8 protein-coding genes (1 of these 8 running past the window's edge) are annotated in these 22,967 nt (G+C 74.2%); all 8 read right to left on the bottom strand.

What is annotated here, in order from left to right; all coding sequences use genetic code 11:
* Tightly spaced (each overlapping or abutting the next), the 8 genes in view from HII36_RS27360 to HII36_RS27325 form a layout consistent with a single transcriptional unit that may run on beyond the window.
* On the bottom strand, positions 1 to 1,976 hold the 5' portion of the coding sequence (locus HII36_RS27360) for a non-ribosomal peptide synthetase (protein ID WP_173526127.1). It extends 1,651 nt beyond the left edge of the window; the window shows 1,976 of its 3,627 coding nt (coding positions 1-1,976); the start codon lies at positions 1,974 to 1,976; the stop codon falls past the left edge of the window.
* Positions 1,973 to 5,002 carry a non-ribosomal peptide synthetase gene (locus HII36_RS27355; RefSeq protein ID WP_173526126.1) on the bottom strand — a complete coding sequence of 1,010 codons (3,030 nt, stop codon included), beginning with the start codon at positions 5,000 to 5,002 and terminating at the stop codon, positions 1,973 to 1,975. The genes HII36_RS27360 and HII36_RS27355 overlap by 4 nt, the downstream gene beginning before the upstream one ends.
* Positions 4,995 to 8,135 (bottom strand): non-ribosomal peptide synthetase, encoded by a 3,141-nt coding sequence (locus HII36_RS27350; protein WP_173526125.1) that lies wholly within the window; start codon positions 8,133 to 8,135, stop codon positions 4,995 to 4,997. The genes HII36_RS27355 and HII36_RS27350 overlap by 8 nt, the downstream gene beginning before the upstream one ends.
* Positions 8,132 to 11,272 (bottom strand): non-ribosomal peptide synthetase, encoded by a 3,141-nt coding sequence (locus HII36_RS27345; RefSeq protein ID WP_173526124.1) that lies wholly within the window; start codon positions 11,270 to 11,272, stop codon positions 8,132 to 8,134. Before HII36_RS27345 ends, HII36_RS27350 begins: the two co-directional genes overlap by 4 nt.
* Positions 11,265 to 11,462, bottom strand: coding sequence for an MbtH family protein (locus HII36_RS27340; RefSeq protein ID WP_173526123.1), 198 nt, complete (start codon positions 11,460 to 11,462; stop codon positions 11,265 to 11,267). The genes HII36_RS27345 and HII36_RS27340 overlap by 8 nt, the downstream gene beginning before the upstream one ends.
* Positions 11,459 to 16,906, bottom strand: a complete 5,448-nt coding sequence (locus HII36_RS27335; RefSeq protein WP_173526122.1) for a type I polyketide synthase — start codon at positions 16,904 to 16,906, stop codon at positions 11,459 to 11,461. The genes HII36_RS27340 and HII36_RS27335 overlap by 4 nt, the downstream gene beginning before the upstream one ends.
* Positions 16,903 to 21,510, bottom strand: coding sequence for a non-ribosomal peptide synthetase (locus HII36_RS27330; protein WP_173526121.1), 4,608 nt, complete (start codon positions 21,508 to 21,510; stop codon positions 16,903 to 16,905). The genes HII36_RS27335 and HII36_RS27330 overlap by 4 nt, the downstream gene beginning before the upstream one ends.
* Positions 21,507 to 22,967, bottom strand: coding sequence for a thioesterase domain-containing protein (locus HII36_RS27325; protein ID WP_173526120.1), 1,461 nt, complete (start codon positions 22,965 to 22,967; stop codon positions 21,507 to 21,509). Before HII36_RS27325 ends, HII36_RS27330 begins: the two co-directional genes overlap by 4 nt.

Raw genomic sequence — 22,967 nt, 5'->3', positions numbered from 1 at the left:
AGGTCGATGCCGGGCGGTAACGCCTCGCCTGAACAGATGATCCGCTTCGGCGGCTGGATGGCCTCTTCCTCCAGAAATGCCTGAAGCATGGAGGGCACGAAATGCACGGTGGTGATCTGCTCGGCCTTGATCAGGTCACGCAGGTAGGCGGTGTCGCGGTGGCCGTCCGGTCGAGCGATGACCAAGGTGGCGCCGGTGATGAGGGGCCAGAACAGTTCCCACACCGACACGTCGAAGGTGGTCGGGGTTTTGTGTAGGACCCGGTCCTGGTCGGTGAGGTGGAAGGTGTTCTGCATCCAGCGCAGCCGGTTGACGATCGCCCGGTGCGAGACACCCACACCCTTGGGCCGCCCGGTGGAGCCTGAGGTGAAGATGACGTAGGCCAGGTTGTCCTCGTGCACCGGCCGTGCCGTGAAGTCCCCGCCCGGTTTCGCCTCGGTCAGGACGAGTTCGGCGCCGGCGTCTTCGAGCATGCCGCGCCGTCGTTCCTCGGGGTCGGCCGGGTCGAGCGGTAGATACGCGCCCCCGGCCGCGAGCACTCCGAGCAGCACGACGGGCAGGTCCAGGCTGCGTTCCATGCTCACCCCGACCGGCTGATCCAGCCGGTCACCGAGCCCCGCCGCGACCTGGCGGGCGCGGGCGGCCAGTTCCCGGTAGGTGAGCCGGTCGCCGTCGAAGACGACGGCGGTCGCGTCCGGGGTCCGTTCGGCCTGGGCGAAGATCAGCTCGTGCAGCGTCCCGCCCGGGTGCTCGCGTTCGGTGGCGTTCCAGCGGGCGAGCAGGGCCGTGTCTTGCGGCGAGATGCTGACATCTCCGGACAACGCGCGGAGGTAGTGATCCCTGATTCCGGCGATCTGGTCCGCGGGGAACTGCGTGACGTCGTAGGAGATGGTCAGCGTCAGGCCCTGTCCCGGCGTCCGGACGAAGGCCGCGCTGAAGGCGAAGTCCGTCTGCTCGAAGAAGTCCTGGCCCTCGATGGGCGTGGCGGCGTCCCCGCGTACCTGGAAGTCGCGGAAGTCCACGTGCGTGTCCAGCAGTCGCGCGCGACCGCTGAGCCGCTGGATCTCGAACAGCGGATAGTGCCGGTACGGCAGCGCCGCCACCTCCGCCTCGAACACCCGCTGGACCAGGTCCGGAGCGTCGGCCCGGACGCGCAGCGGCACGGTGTTGAGAAACAGGCCGAGCACCTCGTCGCCCGCCTCGCTCTCCGGGCGGCTGTGCGTGAGCATGCCGGTGAGCACGTCCTGCTCGCCGGTCAGCAGCGCCATGACCTGCGCGTGCGCCGCGAGCAGCACCGAGCGCAGCGGCACCCGGGCCGCGGCCGCCTCCTCGGCCAACGCCCGCGCCAGGTCGCCGGGCAGCGCGGTGGCCAGCACCTCGACCCGGCGCGGCCCGCCGGTCGGATAGCCGGGCCTGCGGGGCAGCCGGCCTTCGGGCGCCTCGGCGATCGCCTCCCGCCAGAACTCCGCCGCCTCAGGACGGCCGAGTATCGCCTTCTCCGCCGCCACCAGGTCGCGGAAACGCGCCCCCGGCGGCTCCAGCGGCAGCCCCGGCGCCGCGTAGCGGGCCAGCAGCTCGCTGACCAGCCGGGCGACGCTCCACCCGTCGAGGATCGCGTGGTGGAAGTAGACGGTCAGCGCGAACCTGTCCGCCTCCGGCCGCACGTGCACGCGGAGCAGCGGCGCCCGCGTCCAGTCGAACGGCCCGTACTCGGGCTCGCCGTCGGACACGGTCAGCGGGATCTCCGCCCGGTCGTGCACGAGCTGGACCGGCTCGCTGAACCCGGTCAGGTCGAAGGAGGTCCGCAGCACCTCGTGCCGGGCCGACAGCTCGTCCAGCGCCCTGACCAGCGCCGCCTCGTCGAACGTGCCGCGCAGCGAGAGCGTGGTGTGGTCGTGGAAGGTCACGCCGTCCAGCTCGCTGTGGTACAGCATCCCCGCCTGCAGGGCGCTGAGCGGGTAGGCGTCGATGATCATCGCGTGAGCCTCTCTCGGTCCGCCGGGCTGAGCAGGTCGAAGGCTCCCGCCGCAGGTTCGGCCACGGCCTGCCGCGGCCGCAGGACGGTGGCCAGTTCGGCGACCGCCTGATGGGTGAACAGGTGCTGCAACTCCACGTCGTAGCCCGTCGCGCGCAGCCGGGCGACGACCTTGAGACTGCTGATCGAGTCGCCGCCCACGGCGAAGAACGTGTCGTTCCTGCCGACCCGGTCGAGTTCGAGCACCTCCTGCCAGACCTGCGCGACCGCGCGTTCCGCCGCGCCGCGCGGCGGCTCCCACGGCAGGTCGGCCGGACGTTCCGGGGCGGGCAGCGCGGCGCGGTCGAGCTTGCCGCTGGACGTGACCGGCAGGCGGTCCAGCCGCACCCACGCCGTCGGGATCATGAAGTCCGGCAGCACGTCGGACAGCACGGGCACGTCGCCGACCACGTATCCGACCAGCCGACCGGCCACGAGCCGGACCGCCCCGGCCGTGACGCCGGGCTGCCGGCGCAGGACGGTTTCGATCTCGCCGAGTTCGACGCGCATGCCGCGGATCTTGACTTGGTGGTCGGTGCGGCCGAGGTATTCGAGTTCGCCGGTGGGCAGCCAGCGGGCGAGGTCGCCGGTTTTGTAGAGGCGCTGGCCATTGGAAAAGGGGAGGAAGCGTTCGGCGGTGAGCGCCGGTTTGCCCAGGTAGCCGCGGGCGAGCTGGACGCCGCCGATGTAGAGCTCGCCTGGGGTGCCGATCGGGACGGGTTGGAGGTGTTGGTCCAAGACGTGCAGGGTGGTGTTGTCGACAGGCTTGCCGATGGACACGTTCGGCTCGCCAAGTTGGCAGGGGTGCCAGGAAACATCGACGGCGGCTTCGGTGGGCCCGTAGAGGTTGTGCAGTCCGGGCAGGTTGATGCCGGGTGGTAAGGCTTCGCCTGAGCAGATGATCCGCTTTGGCGGCTGGATGTGCTCTTCTTCCAGGAACGCCTGGAGCATGGAGGGCACGAAGTGCACGGTGGTGATCTGCTCGGTTTTGATCAGGTCGCGCAGGTAGGCGGTGTCGCGGTGGCCGTCCGGTCGGGCGATGACGAGGGTGGCGCCGGTGATGAGGGGCCAGAACAGTTCCCACACCGACACGTCGAAGGTGGTCGGCGTCTTGTGCAGGACCCGGTCTTCCGGGGTGAGGCGGAAGGTGTCCTGCATCCAGCGCAGCCGGTTGACGATCGCCCGGTGCGAGACGCCCACACCCTTGGGCCGGCCGGTGGAGCCTGAGGTGAAGATGACGTAGGCCAGGTTGTCCTCGTGCACCGGCCGTGCCGTGAAGTCCCCGCCCGGTTTCGCCTCGGTCAGGACGAGTTCGGCGCCGGCGTCTTCGAGCATGCCGCGCCGTCGTTCCTCGGGGTCGGCCGGGTCGAGCGGCAGATACGCGCCCCCGGCCGCGAGCACCCCAAGGAGCACCACGGGCAGGTCCAGGCTGCGTTCCATGCTCACCCCGACCGGCTGATCCAGCCGGTCACCGAGCCCCGCCGCGACCTGGCGGGCGCGTGACGTCAGTTCCCGGTAGGTGAGCCGGTCGCCGTCGAAGACGACGGCGGTCGCGTCCGGAGTCCGTTCGGCCTGGGCGAAGATCAGCTCGTGCAGCGTCCCGCCCGGGTGCTCCCGTTCGGTGGCGTTCCAGCGGGCGAGTTGCGCCCGTTCATCGTCCGGCAGCAGCTCCAGGCGGCTCACCGGCACGTCCGGCGCCGCCACCACCGCACGCAGGAGCGCCGCGAAGCGCCGGGCCAGCCGCTCGATCGTCTCCGGCAGGAACAGCTCGCTGTTGTAGACGAAGCGCCCGCCCAGCCGATCGCCCCGCTCGGTCGCGTACAGCTCCAGGTCGAAGCGGGTGGTCGTGGTGTCGGGCTCGAAGCCCTCGCCGCCGTCGCGGTAGCTCTGCAACGCGAACAGCGCCTGCACCAGCGGCGGACGGCTGACGTCCCGTTCCAGGCCCAGCTCGGCGACCAGCTTCTCGAAGGGCAGCTCCTGGTGGTCGTAGACCTCCAGCGCGCCGTCCCGGGTGCGGCGCAGCAGCTCGGCGAACCCGGGGTAGCCCGCCAGCCGCGCCCGCATCGGCAGCAGGTTGACGAACAGCCCCACCATGTCCTCGAACTCCGGCCTGCTCCGCCCGGCCACCGGCGACCCGACCGCGAAGTCGGTCACGCCGGACCAGCGGGCCAGCAGCACCTGGAAGGCGGCGAGCAGCCCCATGTAGAGCGTCGCGCCCTCGGCTTTGCACAGCTCGCGGAACGCCGCCACGTCCAGGTCGAGGTCATGCCAGCCGCCCTGGAATCCCTGCCGGGGCGGGCGCGGCCGGTCGAGCGGCAGGTCGAGCACCCGGACGCCGTCCAGCTCGCCGCGCCAGAACGCCAGGTCGGCGGCCAGGCGCGCGCCGCTCAGCCGCTCCCGCTGCCAGGCCGCGTAGTCGCCGAAGCCCAGCCGCGGCTCGCGCTCCGGCGGCGTCAGGAGCTCGCGCAGGACGAGCTCGGCCGACCAGCCGTCGGCGACGATGTGATGGACGGCGATCAGCAGCGCGTGGTCGTCCGCCGCCAGCCGCACCAGGGTGGCGCGCAGCAGCGGACCGGACGCCGGATCGAACGGGAGCGCGGCGTCGGCGCTGAGCACCCGCCTGGCCGCCGCCTCGGTCGGCGCGTCCACCACCCGCAGCGGGACGTGCACCCGATCCGCCACCCGCACCTCCGGCCGCCCGTCCGGGCCGGCCGGGAAGGTCATGCGCAGGCTCTCGTGCCTGGCGACCACGGCGTCGAGCGAGCGCTGCAACCGCTCCGGGTCGACCGGGCCACGCAGCCTGGCCGAAACCGGCAGCACGTAGGCGCTGGTCCCGGGGGCGAACCGCTCCATGAACCACAGCCGCTCCTGCGCGAACGACAGCGGCGGATCGCCGCCCCCGGCACGTCGCGGGATCTCCTCCACGGCGCCCAGGCCCGCCACCGCCTTGCGGAAACGGGCCTGCACGCGGGCACGCCGCTCATCCACGCGCGTCGGCCTCCTCGGCCAGGTGTTCGAGCGCCGCGGCGAGCAGGCGCGGCGTCGGATGGGTGAAGGCCAGCTTGAGCGGCACCTCCAGTTCGGTCGCCGCGGCGATGCGGGCCGTGGTCCTGGTGGCCAGCAGCGAGTGGCCGCCGAGCTGGAAGAAGTCGTCCAGCGCGCCCACCCGCTCCAGCCCGAGCACCTCGCGCCAGACCAGGCAGACCAGCTCCTCCGCGTCGCTGGCCGGCGGCTCGTAGGCCGTGGCCCGCGCCCTGCCGGGGGCGGGCAGCGCGGCCTGGTCGACCTTGCCGCTCGGGGTCAGCGGGATGCGGTCGAGCGAGACGATCGCGCCGGGCATCAAGTGCGCGGGCAGCTCGGCGGCCAGGTGATCGCGCAACGCGTCCGCCGAGTCGTCCATGGGGACGTCCCCGTGGACCACGTAGGCGACCAGCCGCTCGTCGCGGACCACCACGCTCGCCTGCCGCACCGACGGATGGGCGAGCAGCGCCGACTCCACCTCGCCCGGCTCCACCCGGTAACCGCGCACCTTCACCTGCCGGTCCAGGCGGCCGAGAATCTCCAGGCCGCCGTCCAGGCGGAAGCGGGCCCGATCGCCGGTGCGGTAGCGGCGCGAACCGTCCGGGCCGGGCACGAAACGCTCGGCCGTGAGCGCCGGCGCGCCCAGGTAGCCGCGGGCCAGGCCGGTGCCGCCGATGTACAGCTCGCCCGCCACGCCGGGCGGGACCGGCAGCCCGTCGGGGGCCAGCACGTGCAGCGTGGTGCCGGGCAGCGCGACGCCCACGGACGGCCGGCGCAGCGCCTCGCCCGGGTCCATGTCGGCGGTGGCGGCGATGATCGTGGCCTCGGTCGGGCCGTAGCTGTTGACCAGCCGCACGCCCGGCGGCCCGGACTCGTACCAGCCGGCCAGCGCGGGGCCGGGCAGCGGGTCGGCGCCCAGGATGAGCAGCCGCAGCCCGGGCGGCCACGCGACGCCCATCGCCACCAGCTCACGCCAGTACGACGTGGGCAGGTCGATCACGGTGAGCGCGGCGCCCCGCGGGGTCTTCAGGAAGTCGGGCAGCGGCTCGTCCGGGCACAGCACCAGCTCCGCCCCTGCGGCCAATGCCGGATAGATCTCCTCGGCGTGCGTGTCGAAGCTCGGCGAGGCGAACTGCAGCACCCGGTCGCCCGGGCCGAGCCCGTAGTGCTCACGCATCCAGCTCACCCGCGCCGCGAGCGCTTCGCGCGGCACCTCCACGCCCTTGGGCCGCCCGGTCGAACCGGAGGTGTAGATCACGTACGCCAGCGAACCCGGCGTGGCCGGGCGGGCCGGGCCGCGCAGGTCGCGTAGTTCGTCCTCGCCCAGGACCAGGGCCGCGCCCGCGTCGGCGGCCATCCGGCGCAGCCGTTCCGGCGGGTAGGCCGGGTCGAGCGGCAGGTAGGCGCCGCCCGCCCGGGCGACGGCGAGCATCCCGGCGACCAGCTCGATCGAGCGTCCGGCACGCAGCCCCACGACCGTGTCCCGGCCGACCCCGGACTCCGACAGGCCGCCGGCCAGCGCGGCGGCCATGGCGTCCAGCTCGGCGTAGGTGACCCGGCGGTCGCCGTGGCTGACCGCCGTCGCGCCGGGCGTCAGGCGTACCCGCTCGGCGAAGAGTTCCAGCACGTCGGGCGCGGGCGGCGGCGGTGCGCCGGGCCCCGGCTGCCGGTCCTCGGGCAGCAGCATCGCCGCCCGCAGCGCGGACAGCGGCGTCTCCGGGTCGTCGGCGACCGCCTCCAGCACCCGTTCCCAGCGCCGCAGCAGCCGCTTGGCCGTCTCCTCGTCGAACAGATCGTCGGCGTAGGACAACATCGCCCAGAGCGAGCCGTCGAACTGGGTGATGTCCAGCATCAGGTCGAACTTCGCCTGGGTGGCGCCCGGGTCGAACATCTCCGCCTCGACGCCGGGCAGCGGCAGGGCCGCGGCCTCCTTGTCCTGCATCACGAACATCGCCTGGAACAGCGGCGTCGTGCTCAGGTCGCGGCGGATGCCGAGGTCGTTGAGCAGGCGTTCGAAGGGGATGTCGCGGTGCGCGAACGCGTCCAGGACGGTGGCCCTGGTCCGGCCGAGCAGCGTGCGGAAGGACGGGTCGCCGGACAGGTCGCCGCGCAGCACCAGCGTCTCGGGGAAGAAACCGACCACGTCCTGCAGCTCAGGACGGTCGCGCCCGGCGATGACCGAGCCGACCGTGAGGTCGTCCGTGCCGCAGTGCGCCGCCAGCAGGAGCTGGTAGGCGGCCAGCAGGACCATGAACAGCGTGCCGCGCTCGTCCCTGGCCAGCCGCTCCAGCCGGGCGGTCAGCTCGGGGCCGACACGGCGCGCGGTGTAGTCGCCGCTGGGCCGGCGTATCGCCGCCCTGGGCCGGTCGGTGGGCAGGTCGAGCGGCCGCACGCCGTCGAGCCTGGCCCGCCAGTAGTCCACGGACGCGGGCGCCGGCTCCCGGCCGCGCTGCCAGGCCGCGTAGTCGCGGTAGTCGAGCGCCGGCGCGCTCAGCCCGGCCGCGTTACCGGCGTAGCAGGCGGCCAGCTCGGAAAAGATGATCTTCAGGGACCAGCCGTCGGCCACCAGGTGGTGCAGGACCAGGCAGAACACGTGGTCGGTGGCCGACAGCGTGATCAGGTGGACCCGCACCAGCGGGCCCGTGGCCAGGTCGAACGGCGCGTTGGTCAGCTCGGCCACGAGCGCCGTGGCGCGGGACTCGCGCTCGGCCGCGGGCAGGTCCGTGAGATCGACCAGCACCGGTTCGAGCCGCAGCTCGGGCTCGACGACCTGGACCGGGCTGCCCGCCACGGCGGGGAAGCGGGCACGCAACATCGGGTGCCGCGCCGCCACCGTGGTCAGCGCCCCGGCCAGATCGGGGACGGACAGCGCGCCGCGCAGCCGCTGCACCATGTACATGTTGTAGGAGGCGTCGGCCGGGTCGAGCCGCTGCAGGAACCAGAGCCGCTCCTGGCCGTAGGACAGCGGCGCCGGCGCGCCGGGATCGCTGCGCGCGGGGATGCCGGCGGGCCGCGCCGTCCGCTGCCGCAGCAGCCGGTGCTCCAGCGCCGCGCGCTGTTCCGGGCTGAGCCTGGCCAGCCGCCCTCGTACGTCGCTCATCCGTTCGCGTCCTCGGCCAGGAGCTCGTCCAGCTCGACGTCGCCGAGCTGGAGTTCCAGTACCGCCAGGGCGTGCTCGGCCACCGTGGTCAGCTCGAAGCAGACCCGCAGGTCCATCTCGATCCCGTACGCCTCCCGGTACCGGGTGATCAGCAGCACGGCCAGCAGCGAATGGCCGCCGAGCGCGAAGAAGTCGTCCTCGACGCCCACCCGGTCACGGCCGAGCAGCTCGCCCCAGAGCGCGCACAGCTCCTCCTCCAGCGGCGTGCCCGGCGGGGTGTAGGCGGTGCCCAGGTCGACGCGGCCCGGCCCGGTGGGCGGCGGCAGCGCGGCCCGGTCGAGCTTGCCGCTCGGGCTCAGCGGGAACTCGGTGACCTGCACGAACGCCTGCGGCACCAGTGCCGGCGGCAGCCTGCGCGCCAGCCGGGCGCGCAGCTCGGGCGACAGCCGGCCCGCCTCGCCCGCCCAGTCCACGTACGCCACCAGCCCGCGCCCGCCCGGCGCGTCGTCACGCAGGGCCACCACGGCCCGGCGCACCTGGGCGTCCTCGGCCAGCGCCGCCTCGATCTCGCCCAGCTCGACCCGCCAGCCGTGCACCTTCACCTGGTCGTCGATGCGGCCCAGGAACTCCAGCTCGCCGTCGGCCCGCAGCCTGGCCAGGTCGCCGGTGGCGTACAGGCGCGCGCCCGGCGGCCCGTACGGGTCGGGCACGAACCGCTCGGCCGTCAGCCCCGGCCGCCCCGCGTACCCGCGCGCCACCTGGACGCCGCCGATGTGCAGGTGACCGGGCACGCCGACGGGCATCGGGGCCAGCCGCTCGTCCAGGACGTGCAACCGGCAGCCGGGCATCGCCCGGCCGATGGGGATCACCGTCTCGCCCGGCCGGCAGGCGTGCCAGGAGACGTCCACCGCGGCCTCGGTCGGGCCGTAGAGGTTGTGCAGCTCCACGCCGGGCAGCCGCTCGAAGAACCGGGCCGCCAGCCTGGGCGGCAGCTCCTCGCCGCTGCACACCACGCGCCGCAGCGACGTGCAGGACTCGATGTTCGCCTCCTCCAGGAAGAGGGCGAGCATCGACGGCACGAAGTGCATCGTGGTGACCGCGTGCCGCTTGATCAGGTCACGCTGGTGCGCGGGGTCGCGGTGGCCGCCAGGACGTACCGGGACGAGGCGGGCGCCGTGCAGCAGCGGCCAGAAGAACTCCCACACCGACACGTCGAAGCTGGTCGGCGTCTTCTGCAGCACCACGTCGCCGGAGGTCAGCCCGAACGTCTCCTGCATCCACGCCAGCCGGTTGACGATGCCGCGATGGGTGTTGACCACGGCCTTGGGCCGGCCGGTCGAGCCCGAGGTGTAGATCAGGTACGCGGCGTCGTCGGGGCCGGTGACCGGTTCGAGGTCACCGGAGCCGAGGTCCGGGTCGTCCTCGAGCAGCACCGTGGTGATCGTCTCGGGCGCGGTCAGGTGGCGCTGGGTGAGCAGGACCCGCGCGCCGCAGTCGGCCAGCATGAAGTCCAGCCGGTCGCGCGGGTACTCCGGATCCAGCGGCACGTACGCGCCGCCCGCCTTCAGCACCGCGAGCAGCGCGGCGACCAGCTCGGGCGAGCGTTCCGCGCAGACCGCGACGGGCTCGCCGCGCTCGACGCCGAGCCGGCGCAGCCGCCTGGCCAGCCGGTTGGCGCGGCCGTTCAGCTCGGCGTAGGTGAGCGTGACGTCCCCGAAGACCACCGCGGCCGCGTCGGGGGTCGCGGCGGCCTGGGCCTCGATCAACGCGTGCAGCGTCGCCGGCGCGGACTCGGGCCCGCCCGTGCCGAGCGCCAGCACCCGCTCCCGCTCCCGCCCGGTGAGCACCGGGAGCGCGGCGACCGGCCGGCCCGGGTCGGCCACGGCCGCCTCGACCAGCGTGCGCAGATTCGTCTCGAACCGTTCGATCGTCTCGGGGTCGAACAGGTCGGTGGCGTACTCCAGCCGGGTGTGCAGCCGCCCGTCACGCAGGTTGAGGTCGAGCTGGAGGTCCACCTTCGCGGTGCCGTTGCCGATCTGGCCCTCGTTGGTGCCGCCGGCCAGGTTGAACATCACCTGGTACAGCGGCGGCACGCTCAGGTCCCTGGCCGGCTGCAGGTCCTCCACCAGCCGCTCGAACGGCAGCTCCTGGTGGTCCAGCGCCTCGGCCACCGTCGCCCGCACCCGGGCGGCGGCCGCGCGGAAGCTCGGCGAGCCCGACAGGTCCACGCGCAGCGGCACCGCGTTGACGAACATGCCGATGACCGGCTCGGTCTCGGGCAGCAGCCGGCCCGCGATCGGCGTGCCCACCACGATGTCGTCGATCCCCGACCAGCGCGACAACACGGCCGCGTACGCGGTGAGCATCACCGTGAACAACGTCGTGTTGAGCTCCTTGGCCAGCCGTTCCACGCCCGCCGACAGCTCGGGGGAGTAGGCGCCGAGCCGCAGCGCGCCCCGGTAGGTGCGCCGGGCCGGGCGCGGCCGGTCGCCGGGCAGCGCGAGGTCGGCGGGCACCCCGGCCAGCCGCTCGCGCCAGTACCCCAGCTCGGACTCCAGGAACTCGCCCGACAGCCGGCCGCGCTGCCACACGGCGAAGTCGGCGAACTGGATCGGCAGCTCGGGCAGCTTCGGCTCGCGGTCCTCGCCGAGCGCGTCGTAGCACTCCTCCACCTCGCCCATGAAGATCATGCACGAGACGCCGTCGAAGATCGTGTGGTCGAAGACCATGATCAGGCGCAGGTCGTCGGCGGCCAGCCGGACCTGCCTGGCCCGGAACAGCGGCGCCCGCTCCAGGTCGAACGGCGCGACCGCGTCCGCCTCGGCCAGGCGGGCCAGCTCGGCCTCGGCGGCGGCGCGCGGCAGGTGGGTCAGGTCCGTCGCGGTCAGCTCCGTGGGCGGCGCGTCCTGGCCGACGATCTGCACGACCTGCCCGTCACGGAACTCGAACGTGGTACGCAGCGCCTCGTGCCGCCGCACCACCAGATCGATCGCCCGCTCCAGCCGGCGCGGGTCCACCGGCTGCCTGGCCGCCAGCGGCAGGAACATCGCGATGTTGTAGACGGCCAGGTCCGGTTCGAAACGCGACAGGAACCACATCCGCTCCTGACCGGAGGAGGCGGGGAAGACATCACTCACTGTCCATGGCCTCTCGCAGGCTCTTCGGCCGCATGTCGGTCCACACCCGCTCGATGTGTTCCAGGCATTCGTCCTTGGTGCCGGAGAAACCGGCGTCGTGCCAGCCGGAGGGGTTGTCCCGGTCGGCGGGCCAGATCGAGTACTGCTCCTCGTCGTTGCGGACGACCTTGGTGTCGGGGGATGTGCTCACGCGGAACTCCGGGGCTGGCGGGGGATGGTCTGGGTGACGGTCTCAGCTGCGGTCTCGGCCGCGGTTCCGGCGGTGGGGGAGAGGCGGGCGGCGTCGATCAGGGCGGCGACCCCGGCCACGGTGGGCTCCTCGAAGAGACTGCGCATCGGCAGCCGCACCCCCAGCTCCTTGCGGATGAGGGCGATGAGCTGCACCGCGATGAGCGAGTTGCCGCCCAGCTCGAAGAAGTCGTCGTCGACGCCGATGTGGTCGCCGCCGAGCACCTCGCCCCACAGGCGGGCGATCGTGGCCTCGGCGTCGTTGCGCGGCGCGACGTAACCCTCGGCGGGCGCGCCGCTCTGCCTGGCGGCGACCGCCGCCGGGTCGAGTTCGCTCTCCACGGTGTCCTGGGTCAGCGAGCCGACCCCGGCGACGAGCTCGGCCACCGTGGTGGCGGCCACCACGACCTGGGGGCCGAGCGGGGCGGCCAGCAGCCGGCGCAGGGAGACGGCGCCGTCGGCCGGCCTGATCCCGCCCGCGTCACCGTCCGTGTCACCTGCGGAGTCCCTGGCCGCCGGGGCGGACCGCTGGGAGTCGGCGCTGGCGACCACGCCGGTGATCACCGCCTCGGTGTCGATCCGCCGCAGGACGTAGTCGAAGACCTGCACCAGCACCGTGCCGTCAGGACCGATCAGCGTGACGTCGACGACCAGCACCTCGTCGGTGTCGGTGCTGGTGACGCGCAGATGGCTCCAGAACGCCTCGGGCAGGCTCCCGCGCACGGTGATGCGGCCGTAGCCGAGCGGCAGGTAGTGGCCCTCGACCTGGATCCAGCTGAACGTGGTCGCCGCGTCGAGCAGGGCCGGGTGCAGCCCCCACCGGTCGAGATCGGCCAGCAGCACGTCGTTGGACTCGAACAGGCCGAGCGCCTCCCGCGTGCCGGTGTGCGTCGCGGTCAGGGTCCTGCTCCAGTGCCCGCCCAGCGAGAGCAGCCCGGACAGCGGGACGCTGCCCTGACCGTCCTCGGACGGCACGCAGCGGTCCATGATCGCGCGCAGGTCCACCCGGTCGGCCGGCGGCGGGCTGACCTTGGCCGCCACGCCCTTGGCATGGGTGCGCTGCGTTCCGCCGATGACGCTCTGCACCTGGAACTCGGCGCCGTCCGCCTCCGGGGTGAAGACCACCCGCACCTCGGCCGTCGCGCCGTCGGCCACCGACAGCGGCTCGACGAACACCACGTCACGCATCTCGATGAACCCGGTGCCGGGCAGCACCGCCTCGGCGGCCGTCCTGGCCAGTTCCAGGTGACCGGTGCCGGGCAGCACCGGGACGTCAGCGATGCGGTGCTCGTCCAGCACCCAGTGCGTGCTCGGGGACAGCGTGCCGCTGCACCAGTCGAGCACCTCGCCCGTGTGCCTGGCGTTTAGCACCGGGTGGTCCATCGCCTTGATCCGGTCGCCGCGCTGCAACGCGACGAACCCGGCCGGCGCCGCGGTCTCCACCGCCATGCCGACCTCCAGCCACCTGCCCCAGTTCACGCTGACCACCTGGGCCGCGTTCCAGCCCCGTCCGGCGCGGGCGTGCGCGTCGAGGAAGTTGTTGGCCGCGCAGTAGTCGATCTGGCCGAACCCGCCGGCGACCGCGGTGATCGACGAGCAGAGCACCACCGCCTCCAGCTCCAGGTCGCCGAACGCCTCACGCAGCGCCAGCGTGCCGAGCACCTTGGGGCGGAGCACGGCCTCGGCCGCCTCCCGCTCCTTGATCTGCGCCATGCCGCCGCCGGGCAGTCCGGCCGCGTGTACGAGCACGTCGACCCGGCCGAAGGCGGCCAGCGTCTCGTCCCTGACCCGGCGCATGTCGGCCGGGTCGGTCACGTCGGCGGCCAGGGTGAGCACGCGCGCCCCCGCGGCCTCCATCCGGCGGATCGCCTCGGCGGCGCGCGCCTCGCGGGCCGAGCGCGGCGGCCCCTCGGGCAGCCCGCTCCTGGACAGCAGCACCAGGTTCACCCGGGCGCGCGCGGCCAGGTCCGCGGCCAGCGAGACGCCGATGCCGCCCAGGCCGCCGATGATCACGTACACCTGGCCGTCGCGCGGCTCGGCCGGTTCGACGGCCACCTCCACCTGCTCGTACCCGAGCAGCCACCGCTTGCCGCCGCGCAGGGCGACCGGGGCCAGCAGGCCCGCCTCGCCGGGCTCGGCCGCGCGGCCCAGCTCGGCGGCGACGTCACGGACCGCGTCCAGGCCCGGCATGTCGATGTGGCGGACCCGCAGCCACGGCGTCTCCAGCGGGACGACCCGGGCGAACGCGGCCAGCGTGGCGTGCTCCGGCCTGGTCAGATCGCCGCCGACCACGTCCATGGTGCCCGCGGTGACCAGGTCGAGCTGCACGCCGCCGGCCGGCTGGGCCGCCGACAGCGCCTGCACCAGGGCCAGCACGCCGAAGAACCCGCGCTCCTGCGCCGCCCAGACCTCCTCGCCCCCGGTGTCATCGCCCCCGGTGCCCTCGCCCCCGGAGATCGCCCAGGCGTGCACCACCCGCTCGGGCAGCTCGCCGACCGCGTCGAGCAGCGCGTCGTAGTCCTCACGCACGCCCGGCCGTACGGTGAATCCGCCCTCGGCGGCGGCGAACGCGGCACCCGGCCGCACCTCGACGACCTCGGCCCCCGACGCGCGCAGCGCCCCGGCCAGGGCGGCGGAGTCGTCGTCCACGAAGGCCAGGCAGCGCGTCACCGGCGCGGGCACCGGCGGCCTGGCGGGCGCCTGGTTCCAGACGGGCACCCCGAACCACCGCTCGGGCGGCAGCGGGCCGTCGTCCTGCCGCGGCCTGGCCACGCCGCCGACGAACGCGCCCTGCGCGTCGGGGTCGATCCAGGCGCGCTGCCGCTCCCACGGGTAGCCAGGCAGCGAGACGCGGAAGCCGGGCGCGCCGAAGTCCGCCAGGTCGATGCCGTGCACCCAGAGCGTGCCCACGGCCTGCGAGAAGACCGCCACGTCGCCGGCCCGGTCGCGCGGCCCGGGCAGCGAAGGCAGCGGGGCGATCGCGCCGGCGGGCAGCTGGGTGCCCGCCAGGCCGCACAGCTGCCGGCCGGGACCGCACTCGATCATGACCCATTCGCCGTCGGCCAGCAGCGTCGCGACGCAGTCGCCGAAGCGGACCGGCTCGCGCACGTGCCTGGCCCAGTAGGACGGGTCGGTGGCCTCGGCGGCGGTGATCCAGGTGCCGGTCACGTTCGACAGGAACGGCAGGCTCGGCGCCGACAGCCGGGTGGCCGCGACCAGCTCGCGGAACTCGGCGAGCATCGGCTCCATCATCGCCGAGTGGAAGGCGTGCGAGGTACGCAGCGGCGTGCAGCCGATGCCCTCCTCCTCCAGCATCTCGGCCAGCTCCGCGACCGACGCCGACGGCCCGGACACCACGCACGTGCCTGGGCCGTTGACGGTGGCCACCGAGACGTCGTCGGGCAGCATCGGCGCGATCTCGTCCGGCATGAGCTGCACGGCCAGCATCGAGCCCGGCGGCAGGTCCTGGATCAGCCGGCCGCGCGCGGCGACCAGCCGCAGCGCGTCGGGCAGCGAGAAGACCCCGGCGACGGTGGCCGCCGCGTACTCGCCGATGCTGTGGCCGATCATCGCCGCCGGTTCGACGCCGAGCGAGAGCCAGAGCCTGGCCAGCGCGTACTCGACGGTGAACAGGGCGGGCTGGGTGAGCGAGGTCTGCCGCAGCGCCTCGTCCGCCTGCTCGCCGGTGGCGAAGATCTCCTCGCGCACGTCCAGCACGGCCGCGCACTCGTCGACCGCCTCGCGGAAGACCGGCTCGTCCCGGTACAGCTGCGCGGCCATGCCGCCGTACTGGGCGCCCTGGCCGGAGAAGAGGAAGGCCACCTGCGGCGGCCGCTTCGGCTTGGCGCCGGCCACGATCCGCTTGGCGTCGGCCAGCGCGGCCACCGCGTCGGACGGCGAGGCGGCGACGATCGCGGCCCGGTGCTTGAGCTCGCGCCGGCCCACGCGCAGCGTGAACGCCACGTCGGCCAGGTCGGTCTCGGGATGCGCGGCCAGGTACGCGGCCAGCCGCTCCCGCGCGGCGGCCAGCGCGGACTCGGTCCTGGCCGACAGCTTCAGCAGGTGCGCGGGCCGCTCGCGGGGCAGCGCCGGGCGCGGCGGCGCCTCCTCCAGCACCGCGTGCGCGTTCGTGCCGCCGATGCCGAACGAGCTGACCCCGGCCCGCCGCGGGAAGCCGTCGGGCTCCCACTTGGTCGGCGCGGAGACGACGTAGAACGGGCTCGCCGGGAAGTCGATCTTCGGGTTGGGCCGGGTGTAGTGCAGCGTCGGCGGGATCAGCTTGTTCTCCAGCGCCAGCACCGTCTTGATCACGCTGGGGATGCCGGCCGACTGGCCGAGATGGCCGATGTTGCTCTTGACCGAGCCGATGCCGCACCACTGGGTGTCGGCCGTGTCCTGGGCGAACACGCTCGACAGCGCGGCCACCTCGATCGGGTCGCCGAGCGCCGTGCCGGTGCCGTGCGCCTCGACGTAGGTGACCGTGCGGGGATCCACGCCGCCCACGCCCAGCGCCTGCGCGATCACCGCCGCCTGGCCGTCCAGGCTCGGCGCGGAGAAGCCCACCTTCCCTGCGCCGTCGTTGTTGATCGCGTTGCCCAGCACCACCGCGCGGATGTTGTCGCGGTCGGCGATCGCCTCCGACAGCCGCTTCAGCACGATGACGCCGCCGCCGCTGCCCCAGATCGTGCCGCCTGCCCCGGCGTCGAAGGAGCGGGTGCGGCCGTCGGGCGAGACGATGCCGTCCTGGTCGTAGACGTAGCCCTCGCCCTGCGGCAGGTCCAGCATGGCCGCCCCGGCCAGCGCCATGTCGCATTCGCCGTTGCGCAGCGACTCGGCCGCGATGTGCAGCGCCACCAGCGCGCTGGAGCACGCGGTGTGCACCGTGTAGCTGGGACCGCGCAGGTCCAGCTTGTACGAGGTGAGCGTCGCGCAGTAGTCGACGTGGTTGCCCACCATGACCGCCAGCCAGCCGGCGTTCTTGTGCGCCTGGGCGTTGCTGCGGATGTTGCGCCACTGGTAGACGTCCGCCCCGGTCGCGGCGTACACCCCGATCTCGCCCGGATAGCGGAACGGGTCGTAGCCCGCGTCCTCCAGCGCCGTGTGCGACAGCTCCAGGAACATCCGGTGCTGCGGGTCGCGGACCTCCGCCTCCCTGATCGACATGCCGAAGAACGCCGCGTCGAAGTTCTCGTAGTCGTCCAGCACCATGGCGGCGGGCACGAAGTTCGGGTCGGCCAGCAGGCTCTCCGCCGTGCCCAGCGCTCGTTGCTCCTCCAGCGTGTACGTGGTCAGCGACTCCACGCCGTCGGCGAGGTTGCGCCAGAACTGCTGCGCGTCACCCGCTCCCGGGACCCGGCACGACAAGCCGATGATCGCGATCGGCTCGGCCGTGGGCTCGTCCGTCATGGGGCAGTCCCCTTCTCGTTGCGGTTCCTCAACCTGTCTCGTCGTACGGCCAGGCGGCGCGCCGCCCGGTCAAGACCTGGACTGCCGCCCGCGCCGTCGAGATGGGCGGCGAGCGTGCGGATCGTGGGATGCCTGAACAGCTCCACGATCGGGACCTCCCGGCCGGTCGCCGCCTTCAGCCGCGCCTGCACGGCGGCCATGGCGAGCGAGTGGCCGCCGATCTCGAAGAAGTTGTCGTCGGGGCCGAGCCGTGGCACGCCCAGCACGGCGTGCCACACCTGGGCGACCGTCTTCTGCGTGGGCCCGTCGAGCCGGCCGCCCGCCTGCGGCCGCTCGACCGGCCGGCCGCGCAGCGCGGCCCGGTCCACCTTGCCGTTGGGCGTCAGCGGCAGCGCGGGCAGCGTCACCACCTCGGCGGGCACGGCGTGCTCGGGCAGTGCGCGGCGCAGCCCGTCCAGGATCCGGTGGGCGGCGGCGCCCGGCCCGGCCGGCACCACGTAGGCGATGAGCGTGCCGTCCTCGACCCTGGCCGCGGCGGCGCGCACGTCCCGGCACGCGGCCAGCGCCGCCTCCACCTCGCCCAGCTCCACCCGGAACCCGCGCACCTTCACCTGGTCGTCGGCCCGCCCCACCGGGGTGATCGTGCCGTCGGGGTTGCGCCGGCCGAGGTCGCCGGTGTGGAAGCGGTCGCCGGCGAAGCGCCGCCGCGTCAGCTCCGGGTCCAGGTAGCCGGTGGCGAGGTGGCGGCTGCGGACGACCACCTCGCCGAGCTCGCCCACCCCGGCCCGGCGGCCGTCCGGCGCCAGCACGAGGATCTCGCCGCCCTCGACCGGCCGCCCGATCGGCACGACCTCCGGGTACGGCGCCACGAGCTCGTGCCAGGCGTGCACCTGCGGCGTCTCGGTCGTGCCGTAGCAGGCGATCATCCGCGCCCCCGGCGCCAGCGCGCGCAGCCGCCCGGCCTCGGCGCCGGTGAACCTGTCGCCGCCCACGGCGACCAGGCGCACGTCGGGCAGCTCGCTCCCGGTGCCCGCCAGCATCGCGGCGAGCTGCGGCGTCAGGTGCAGCACGGTGATCGCGTGCTCGCGCAGCCAGGCGACCAGCTTGGCCGGGTCGCGGGTCAGCTCCTGCTCGGGCACGAACAGCTCGGCCCCCGCCACGGCCGGGACGAACATGTCACGCAGCGCCGGATCGTGCGCCAGCCCGGACAGCAGCGCGAACCGGTCGTGCGGCCCGAGCTCGAACGTGCGGACGTACCAGGACAGGAAATGCGCCAGCGGCCCCTCCTCGGTGACCACCGGCTTGGGATCGCCGGTGGTTCCCGAGGTCATCGACAGGTAGCCGCGGCCCGGCAGCTCCGCGGCCCCCTCGCGCAGCTCGATCTCCCCGTCCCTGAGCACCGCCCCGGCCCGCGCGGCCGCGATCTGCCGCTCCTGGACGGCGGCCGGATAGGCCGAGTCGATCACCAGCCAGCGCGCGCCCGCCGCCAGCACGCCGAGCAGGATCCCCGGCAGCTCCGGCGTCCGCGCGGCGACGACCGCCACCACCGTCCCTGGACCGACCCCGGCCTGCCGGAGCGCGGTCTCGGTGCGCCGCCGCGTCCGCTCGTGCGCGTCGCCGGCCAGCTCCAGCAGCCCGGGCCCGGTCCAGCCGGGCAGCTCGGCGTCGGCGGGCTCCGGCCCCCGCCGCCCGGTCAGCAGCTCCTCCAGCAGTTCGACGTAGCCGTCGACCAGCGCCGTCATACGCTCGGCGGTGTAGAGGTCGGGGTTGTAGACCAGTTCGAGCGCGTAGCCGTCGTGCCGCTCGCTCACGTACATGGTCAGGTCGAACAGCGCCCCTGGCAGCCCCGGCCGCAGCGGCTCGCTCGTGCAGCCGGCCGGCTCCAGCCGCGCCTGGGCGAAGTTGTACATGTTGAACATGACCTGGGTGATCGGGTTGCGGCTCAGGTCGCGGGGCAGCCGCAGGGACTCCAGCAGCCGGCCCAGGGGCACGTCCCGGTGCCTGATCGCCGCGCCAAGCTCGGCCGCGCACGCGCGTACCTGCTCGGCGAAGTCGCCACGCGGACGCAGCCGCAGCGGCAGCACCTGCACGCACATGCCCACCAGCGACTCGAACGCCACGTGCGGCCGGTTCGCGTACGCCGCGCCCACCACCAGGTCCTCCCGCCCGGCCAGCCGGGAGAGCTGCCTGCCGAAGGCCGCGAGCAGCACCGCGTACGGCGTGGTCCCCAGCCGCGCGGCCAGCTCGGCCACCCGCTCGGCCAGCGCCGAGTCCAGCTCGCCCCGGCAGGCGGCGCCGTGGAAGGTCTGCGCCGGTGGCCTGGCCGCGTCCCTCGGCAGGTCCAGCACCAGCGGGGCGTCGCGCAGGTGCTCGCGCCACCAGGTCAGCGCCCGCCCGTCGTCGTGCTCGCGCAGCCAGCGCACGTAGTCGGCGAACCCGTGCGCGGGCGGCTCGACCGGCTCGCCGCGGTAGGCCGCGGCCAGGTCGCGGTAGAGCACCTCCTGCGACCAGCCGTCGAACACCAGGTGGTGCGCGGTCAGGCAGAGCACGTGATCGTCCGGGGCGAGCCTGATGAGCCGGGCGCGGAACAGCGGCCCTGTCGCCAGGTCGAACCGCGCCCGCGCCTCCGCGCGCAACGCCTCGTCCAGCTCCTCCGGCGCGCGGTCGTCGATCGGCAGCGGCACCTCGGCCGGCGGCGCGAGCGTCACGTCGGGGATGCCGTCGCGCGCGCCGATCCGCCAGCGCAGCGCCTCGTGCGCCGTCACCACGGCGGTGAGCGCGCGGCGCAGCGCGGCGGGGTCGAGCGGGCCGCGGATCCGCTCGGCCATCGCGATGTTGTGCGCGCTGGACGCCGACGCCAGCTGCTCGACGAACCACATGCGGCGCTGGGCGGGGGAGAGCGCGGCCGGGCTCCCGGTGGCCGGCGCGGCGGCGGTCTCCCGCGGCGCGCCGGCCACCCGGGCCCGCAGCTCGCCGAAGGTCCTGGCGGTGTACACGTCCTCGACCGAGATCGCCCGGCCCAGCTCCGCGCGCACCGCCGACACCAGCCGCATGGCCCGCAGCGAGTGCCCGCCGCGCTGGAAGAAGTCGTCGGCGTCGTCCGGGGCGGGCGCTTCGAGCACCCGCGCCCAGATCCCGGCCAGCCCGGTGCCGCCGCCGCGCTCCGGCCGGGACCGCGCGCGCAGCGCGGCCAGATCGACCTTGCCCGAGGCGTTCAGCGGGAGGATGCCCAGCCGCACCAGCCGGCTCGGCAGCATGTACGGCGGCAGCCGCACCGCCAGATCCGCGCGCAGTTCGGCCAGTCCCGGAGCGTCCTCGGGCGTCACGTACGCCACCAGCTCGCCGGTGAAGTCCACCACCGCCTGCAACACCCCGGGGTGCGCGCGCAGCGCCGACTCCACCTCGCCGATCTCCACGCGCTGCCCCTGGACCTTCACCTGGCGGTCCAGCCGGCCCATGAACGAGATCCGCCCGTCCTCCTCCCAGGCCACGTGATCGCCCGTCCGGTACAGCCGCGCGCCGGGCTCGGCGGAGAACGGGTCGGGCACGAACCGCTCGGCCGTCAGCCCGGGCCGGCCCAGGTAGCCCCGGCTGACCTGCGGACCGCCGATGAACAGCTCACCCGGCACGCCGGGCGGGCACTCGTTCATCGCCTCGTCCAGGATGTGCGCCCGGCAGTCGCGCAGCGGCCGGCCGATCGGCAGGGGCCGCTCCCACACGCCGTCGAACTCGCCGCCGACCACGCAGACGGTGGTCTCGGTCGGGCCGTACCAGTTGTGGAAGCGGGCGTGCGCCGACCACCTGGCCACCTGCTCGGGCCCGGGCGGCTCACCCGCCGTCACCACGTCCTTCAGGTACGGCAGCCGCGCCGGATCCACCAGCGGCAGCAACGCGGGCGGGATGAACCCCCAGGTGACGTCGTGCTCCTCCAGGAAACGCTGCAGCCGGGCCGGGTCGACGCGGTCCTCGTCCGGCACCAGCTGCACGCAGCCGCCGGCGGTCAGCGGGGCGAGCATGTCCAGCACCGAGACGTCGAACCCGAGCGCGGAGAAGGCGATCGAGCGGCAGGTCGCGTCCAGGCCGAAGTGCGCGGCCGTGGCGGTGGCGAACGCGACGGCGCTGCGATGGCTGACCACCACGCCCTTGGGCCTGCCGGTGGAGCCGGAGGTGTAGATCACGTAGGCGGCGTTGCCCGGCACGGCGCGGCTGCCGGCCGGCGGTGTGCCGGCGTCGGACGCGGCGACGAGGGTGCTCCCGCAGCCGTCCAGCAGCTCCCGGCCGCGTTCGTCCACCACGACCACGGTGATCCCGGCGTCCGCCAGCACCTCCTCCAGCCGCCGGCGCGGATGGCCGGGATCCAGCGGCACGTACGCGCCCCCGGCCAGCAGGACGCCCAGCACCGCCACTGGCATCAGCGGGGTGCGGCGCAGGCACAGGCCCACCCGCGTCTCCGGGCCGACGCCGAGCTCGCGGAGCCGGCCCGCCAGCGCGGCGGCCCGCTCGACCAGCGCGGCGTAGGTCAGCGTGTCCTCCCGCTGCCGGACCGCCGGGGCGTCCGGGGTCCGCGCGGCCTGGGCCGTGATCAGACTGCCGAGTAGCGTCATCCTGCGGCCTCCACGCCCTGCCGTACCAGCCGGCCTCGCCGTACCGTCTCGAAACGCAGCAGGAAGCCCGGCTCGCGGACGGCGATCGCGGCGATCGCCCGGCCCAGCGGCAGATGCGTCACCCGCCACTCCGCCAGCCGCGCCACCTCGGGCGCCGTGTCCGGCACCCAGGTCACGCCCGGCCGCTGCCCGGCGAAGCCGAACAGCGTCGGATCGACCCGCAGCCCGTCACCGGTCGCCTTGAGCACCGCTTCCTTCGCCGTCCAGGTGCGGAGCGCGTGGTGCAGGCGCAGCTCCTCCGGCAGCGCGGCGAACTCGTCGCGCTCCCGCTCGTCCAGCGCCCCCTCGACGAAGGCCTGCTCGTTGGCCAGCGGGCGGAAGCGTTCGAGGTCGGCGCCCACCTCGCGGCCCGTCGCCAGCGCGACCAGCACGAGCCCGCCCGACTGGCTGAGGCTGTAGGTGAGCTCGGTCCCGGTGTACGGCTTGCCGCCCGGCCTGGTCCGCAGCTCCCCGACGCCCGGGTCGAGGCCGTACTCCCTGAGCAGCCGCCGCAGCAGCACCGACCTGCCGACGTACCAGCGCCGATGCTCCTCCTGACGGAACCTGGCCGCCCTGGCCGCCTCCCTGGGCGACAGCTCGTCCACGGCCGCGCACAGGTCGGGCAGGTCCGCCAGGTCGGCCAGCCAGACGTGCACCTCGTCCGCGGCCACCTGCCGCTCGGGGCCGGCCGCGATCGTCCGGGCCACCTGCTCGCCGTGCGTGGCGAGGAACAGGTGCGTGGCGTCGAGCGTGTGCAGCCGGAAGGAGGCGGAGGTGTGGCGGGCCCAGCCGAGCATCACCGGGTGGACGACCTCCCCGTCGTGCGCGCCCGCGAAGGCCACGATGGGGACGTCCAGCGGCTCGCCCCGGACGAACCGGTATCCGCGCAGCCAGTCCATGTCCGTCCGCAGCGCGGGGATGAGCAGCGCCTTGACCTCGGGCTGCGTGCGTAACTCGGCGGGCGCGCCGAGCCGGTGGATCACCTCGTCGAGCAGGTCCTCGTCGCTCAGGCCCGTCCAGCGGCCCAGCGTCTCCTGACGCTCCGGCGGGTGCGCGGCGCCGATGTAGAGGCATTCCGGCGCCGGCACGCCCAGCCGCCGCAGCTCGCGCACCACCTCGAAGGCGACCCGCCCGCCCATGCTGTGCCCGTAGATCGAGTACGGCGTGCGGTACTGGGCCGCGATGGAGCGGGCGATCAGCTCCGGGGCCAGCGCCCCGGGCTCGGCCACCCGGCCGTCACGGCCGGGCAACATCGCCACGCGGACGTCGAAGATCCCGTCGAACGCCTGCCGCCACGCCCAGAAGGCGGAGACGTCTCCACCGGCGTAGGGGAGGCAGAACAGCGGCGGCGCGCCGGGCGGGTATCGCGTCAGCGAGGCGAACGGTGTCGGCGAGGTGAACGAGTTCTCGGACAGCAC

Origin of the sequence: Nonomuraea antri (assembly GCF_013283785.1) — a bacterium.
In the GTDB taxonomy this organism is placed as follows: Bacteria; Actinomycetota; Actinomycetes; order Streptosporangiales; family Streptosporangiaceae; genus Nonomuraea; species Nonomuraea antri.
Note: the sequence above shows the minus strand (reverse complement) of the source record. Positions and strands in the feature narration are given on the sequence as shown.

Bases quoted from the DNA above. Each gene is read 5' to 3' on its own strand.
- HII36_RS27350 (WP_173526125.1), bottom strand. From the start codon at position 8,135: ATGAGCGACGTACGAGGGCGGCTGGCCAGGCTCAGCCCGGAACAGCGC.
- HII36_RS27335 (WP_173526122.1), bottom strand. From the start codon at position 16,906: ATGACGGACGAGCCCACGGCCGAGCCGATCGCGATCATCGGCTTGTCG.
- HII36_RS27330 (WP_173526121.1), bottom strand. From the start codon at position 21,510: ATGACGCTACTCGGCAGTCTGATCACGGCCCAGGCCGCGCGGACCCCG.